This is a genomic window from Trabulsiella guamensis ATCC 49490, assembly GCF_000734965.1.
Classification (GTDB): Bacteria; Pseudomonadota; Gammaproteobacteria; order Enterobacterales; family Enterobacteriaceae; genus Trabulsiella; species Trabulsiella guamensis.
In genome coordinates, this window is record NZ_JMTB01000132.1 from 1 (window position 1) to 5818 (window position 5818).

The 5818-nt window shown below is 57.9% G+C and carries 2 pseudogenes; both read right to left on the reverse strand.

The features are described 5' to 3' along the window. Positions 1 to 3572 (reverse strand): annotated as a pseudogene (locus GTGU_RS22945) (DUF6531 domain-containing protein); the annotation flags it as partial. Positions 3573 to 3640: 68 nt separating this feature from the next. After that, positions 3641 to 5759: pseudogene (locus GTGU_RS22950) on the reverse strand (type VI secretion system Vgr family protein). Positions 5760 to 5818: the final 59 nt, after the last annotated feature.

The window sequence follows — 5818 nt, forward strand, 5'->3', positions numbered from 1 at the left end:
CCCAATCGGATCCTGAGTAATATACCGCCCCTGCTCCGGGTCATAGTACCGGTGACGGTTATAATACAGCCCCGTTTCCTTATCATACTGCTGTCCCGGCAGCCGGATAAGTTGTTGCAGATTGCCGGGGTTATCCTCACGCAACATATTCCCCCACTCATCAAACTCTGCGCTCCAGGCTATCTTCCCGTTAGCGTCAACCAGCGCCAGCGGCAGGCCACGGTGGTCGCAGTGATACAGGTGGATTTTCCGTTGCGGACTGTACTCTGTCTCTATCTGGTTTTTCATCTGCTCCGGCGTCAGCCCGCACTGCGTCAGCCATTGCCGGCTTTGCCCGCTGACCTGGTTCGCCTTCAGTTCCCGCTCCAGATTATCCAGCATTGCCACCAGTTCCGGTACAAACACCATTCCCGCCTCCTGCTGGAGTTTTTCCGCCAGCGTGCGGCGGCGGGCTTTCGTCAGCTCTCCGGTTGCGGTTTCAATGCGGATTAATGGTGTAAAACTGCCCGGCAGATACACCGTCTGGATACGGACGGTGTCTGTCTGCGTGGTGGTCAGCCGGTCGCCATCCCAGCCGTACCATACGGTTTCCTTCAGTTCCGGCTTTGTACACGAACCATCGTCACAGACCGTACATTCCCATATCCGCTTACCCGTGCGGCGGCCCGTCGGGTCATAGATATACCGGCTTTCCGTCAGCAGACTGCCGTGCTGCAACTGACGGTAATGCGTCAGCCGGTGCTGGTTATCATAGCCATAATGATGAGAAAGGCTGCCACGCGGACGGGGGCGACGCTCATCCTTTTCAGTGAGTCTGCCGTGTGCATCGTAATGGTAGACATTATCCACATCCTGACCGGTACGGTTATTCCGGAAGTTATCCGGCAGCATCGGGTAGTCATCCCGCTCCGCTATCCGGTTGCCCGCCGGGTCGGTCAGGGTCCACTGTGTCAGGTCATGGTGTGCTGATTTAATGTGCGTACTGCGCAACCGACCGGAGGGACCGTACTGATAATCACGCTGTTCATTCAGCCCGCTGATGCGGACAAGATGCCCGTCAGCGCTCCAGATGTAGTCACGGTCAAGCCGGGGAATGTTCAGGTGGTGGCTCTGTAACATGCCGCCCGGCGTGTATGCCGTGGTCAGTTCGTAATTACCAAAGCTGCGTTGCGTCTCACGGTGCAGGCGGTCACGGGTAAAGTCGAGAAGTGGTTCATCACCAAGTTTCATGCCAGCCAGATAACCGCTGCCATACGTCAGCCATTCCAGCGGGGGCAGGTTATCCGGTGTGATGCGGTTCAGTAGTGCACTGTCGCTGTAATCGTACCGGGTGTCATGCTGCCACACCAGTTCACCCGTGTCCGGGTGATGCACCCTCTGGCGTTCATGGACAGTACGGCCCTGGTCGTCGTGCCCGTACTGTACAGTGACGCGGTGCCCGTCACTGACGTGGCTGATTTCAGCCAGCCGCGCTCACTGTAACGCCACTGCTCCGCCGGTTCGTCATTCACCGTGCGGTGCGTCAGTCGGTCTGCTGCGTCATAGTGCCAGCAGGTAATGAGGCTGTCATCTTCACTGCGGATGAGCAGCCCGGTGGCACTGTAGCCGTAACGCTGCGTCCTGCCGTCAAAACCGGTTTCCTGCGTCAGCCTGTCCAGTACATCATAAGTGAACGTTGTGTGGCTGTTGTTTTCATTCGTGAGCTGCGTGACCCGGCCTGCAGCGTCGTATTGCATCCGCCGCGTCAGCCCGTCCTGTGTGCTGCTGAGGATGTGGCCCCGGGCGTCATGCGTGTTTTCGCGGCGACTGCCGTCAGGGAATGTGGTTGCTGTCAGATCGCCAGACACGTTGTATTCATAGTGAGTTTCGCGTTCCTGTGCATCTTTTACAGAGGTCAGACGGCCCCGGCTGTCATACGTCCGGAACTGACTGACGCCTTCTTCCTGATGCACTGCCGTCAGTTGCCCGAAGCGGTCGTATTCATAGCGGGTTTCATAACCGGAGCAGTCGGTAAAGGTGAGTAACTGACCGTAACGGCTCCAGGTCATCTGCTTCCGGCTGCCGGTGGCATCTTCGGTGGAGGAAGGATATTCGCTGCGCGGATTATCATAAAAATAACGGGTCGTACTGCCGTTGCGCAGGGTTTCAGCCGTCAGTCTGCCGTGGTCATCATATTCCTGCCGGCTCTGCAGCCCGTCAGGGTGGACCGTGCTGGTCAGCTGGCGCCGGGCGTTATAGCAAAACTCCGTCAGCCTGCCATCCGGTGTGACGATCGCCGTCAGTTGACCTGAGGCGGGGCTGTGCCGGTATTCGGTTTTCCGGCCCGCCGCATCCGTCTGCGCCAGCAGTCTGCCGGCGATGTCAGTGTCGTTGCGGGTGATGCTGCCGTCGGCATGCTCCTTTTTCACCACCCGTTTCATCCCGCCGTCGCCGTCGGTGTGCAGTACCTCCCGGCGGCCCAGACTGTCGGTGACAGTGACGCGATTGTGTTCATAAACATAGGAATAACTTAAGCCTTCCGGATTATGCTGCGCCGTCACGCGCCCGGCAACGTCATACCGGTAGCTGGTTTCCGGTCTGCCCGCATAGCGGTGTGCCACCATCCGTCCCGGATACTGCATGTCATAAGTCAGGTCGTGAACTGAAGTACCGCTGCGGTCATACACCCTCGCCAGTTCACCCCGGGATGAATATTCATAACGCACCAGGGGAACGGCGGGCAGGTTATCCGGGTATTCCGGGTCACGGGACAGCCACACTTCGGCGAGGCGAACGCCACTGTCTGCGCCATAACCCGTGGCGGGGGGCGCGTCCTGACAGGCGGTCAGCACCAGCCGGAAATGGCGGCCTGCACCGTCTGTCACGGCGGTAATGTTTCCGGAGAATGCGCCGGATGCGGCGCGCTGGAAAGTCATTGTCCGCCCGAAACTGTCCGCCAGACCGGTCAGCACCCGGTACGGCGGCAACGGGGCGGGCAGCGCTTCCTCCGGCCCGGGAATGCGCTCAGACCAGCCCAGGATCCACCAGGGACCCTGAAGGCTGTTGGTTGCAAGATAAATATGCGGGCTGATGCGAATATCCTGCGGCAGTGTCTGCCAGAGTGTGCTCAGCGGGTTACTGTCGTGCAGTGCCGGGACGCCACCCCGCGCCAGCCAGAAGGACTCGCTGTGGCTGAAGGCCGTTTCCCCCGGAAACAACGGATGAAAATGAATACTGCGCCCGCCATTGTCGTTGAGTATCAGTTCCGCATCATGTATCTGCAGGCAAATATCAAAGGGCGCCTTCCAGCCGGGGCCGAACACACCCACCGGGGCAGGTGTTCTGGTCTGGTAGCTGCTGTAGGTACGCGAGAGTACAAACGGCAGCGGGCCGGGCAGGGCAATATCGGTTTCGCCGGGCAGTACCTTTGCGCCCAGCAGCGGATTGACCGGGTTGCCGGAGGTCATGCCACCCGGACAGACCGAACAGGCCACGCCGGTCGGTGCACCAATCATCACCCCCGCCGAGCCCTGGATTATTGGGCCACCTGTCATGGTGCCGTCACCCTGACGTGCTGCCGGTTTTCCGATCATGTTCCAGTCCTTCTGTTTTGCTGAATGTAATGCTTATTTTTTATTTATCGTTTTGTACTGTCGCGGGCTCAGTACTGCCGCATATCCGGCGACGAACTGCCGTTTTCTTGCGGCGCTTTCGGTGGGTCTTCTGCAATACCGCAGTTCCAGTTGATCATCAGAGCGTCGCCGCTGATGGTCTGCATACCCTGGAGGTTAATCGCAGTGCCGTTAAGAAATATTTTGCCGTCCTGCGTCAGCACCAGCCGGGCCTGCCCGCAACGCAACTCCAGATGTTCCCCGGCGGAATAGACGGCCACCTTCCCGGTACTCTCGGTTTTGCTTTTACCCACCGTAAAGGTGACATTCTCCCCGACGCTGACGTTATAACCCTTACCGACCAGCAATGACTTCTGTATCCCCACTTGAGAGGACTGTGTCAGCGCCACCGAGGTATTCATCACACCGCCTACCGTGGTCTGGTACGCCACACCTACCGTCAGTGCACGGACCACCCCCACCGTTTCTGCCTGGTTCAGGCCGACAGTAATACTCTGGTTCTGCCCCACGGTCTCTTTCTGGTTCTGCACCACTGTCTGCACCTGGTTCTGCTGCACGGTAATAACCTGGTTGCCGCCAATGGTTTCGGTATGGTTCACTTTCACATCGGTGGTGCGGTCATTCAGCACTTCGGTATCCATATTCTTCTGCGCATGGATATAGACCTGCTCCTGGCCGGTGGCGTCCTCAAAACTCAGTTCATTAAAGCCATCCCCTTTATAGGTTTTAGAACGAATGGTCATCTTCGTTTTTGTGTCCGGCAGGTCTCCGGGGGAGCGGTTATCTTCATGGTAGGTGCGGCCCATAATGATGGGCTGGTCAGGGTCACCATTGAGAAAATCCACAATGACCTCCTGACCCACGCGGGGAATGGCCAGGTTGCCAAAACCGGCCCCGGCCCAGGCCTGGGAGACCCGGATCCAGCAGGAACTGTCTTCCGTGCCGCCGTGATAACGGTCCCACAGGAATTTCACCCGTATCCGTCCGTGCTCGTCACAGAAAATCTCTTCCCCTGCCGGCCCGGTGACCACCGCACTCTGCGGACCATCCACTTTCGGTTTTGGATGGGGTCTGGCACGCCAGGTGCGTTCTGCGGGGATGACGGTGAAATGGTTGGTGAGTGAGGTTCCGGCGCCCTGATTTCCGTGTTGTGCCTGAGGTTGTATGCCTGTCAGGGAACTGCTCACCACCTGCCATTCCCGGTTGAGACTGACAGACGGATGTCCGGCAAGGGTGAAGCGGGTTCCCGGCCACAGCCCGGGGGAATTACTGACACCGGTGGCCGTTTCGGCACCACTGCGCCAGCCTTCCATTTTGTAACGGGTAAAGCTCTCACCGTGCTGTTCATCCTTGAAGCGACCGGGATAATCAAAAAATCTCGTACTGTGCCCGCTGGCCGTTCAGGTTATCGGCCTCATGGTCGTAAATGCCCGGCCAGTCTGGAACCTTGAAGGTGTAGTCCTGGCTCTGCACTGAGGAGGGGCTGACGGTGGCCTCGTAGCGGAACACGCTGATGCATTCTGCAGAAACGTCTGTTGTGGTGTTCGGGTTAAAGGCGACGGGGTCAGTCAGGCATCTGAGTCCGGCGACGTTATCGCACAGCGTCAGTTTTTGTTCCGGTGTATCCGGGGCAGATTTATCAAAGAAGAAAATACCTTCCTCGGCCCAGAGACGGGTCAGGAACGCGAGGTCTGACTCACCATACTGTACACAGAATTCACGGGGCGGATGGTCTTCGTTAAACCCGTCAGTCCAGTCCGTGACACCGTTTTCCCTGAGCAGGGTGTCGGAGACAGCCAGGATATCCTGTTGCTGGAATATGCGGAAATTCTGCCGCAGGCTGCAGCGCCAGAGGGGAGGGCGAATGACAAAGCGGTACAGCATCTGCCAGCCATTATTCTCTTTTGTGCCGAAGGTGGCGATGACCCCGCTGATATGGCGCAGCACCTGCTGCCCCTGCCAGACCGTGAGGGTGGCGTTTTTTTCGAGTAATGTTTCTGCGGTCTGCCTGAAGGAATCACTGGCGACGTCGACATCAAGGACAAACGGCAGTGAATAGTCCTGTTTTAAGCCGAAGCTGATGACAGCGAAAGTATCCGGCTCCTGGCCATCCACTTCCAGAGTGAAGCGCAATCCCTGCTGTGGCATGTGTTTGTCCCTGTCTTATTTATGAGCGTGATGAATAACGAGAAATTATAAAATAAACA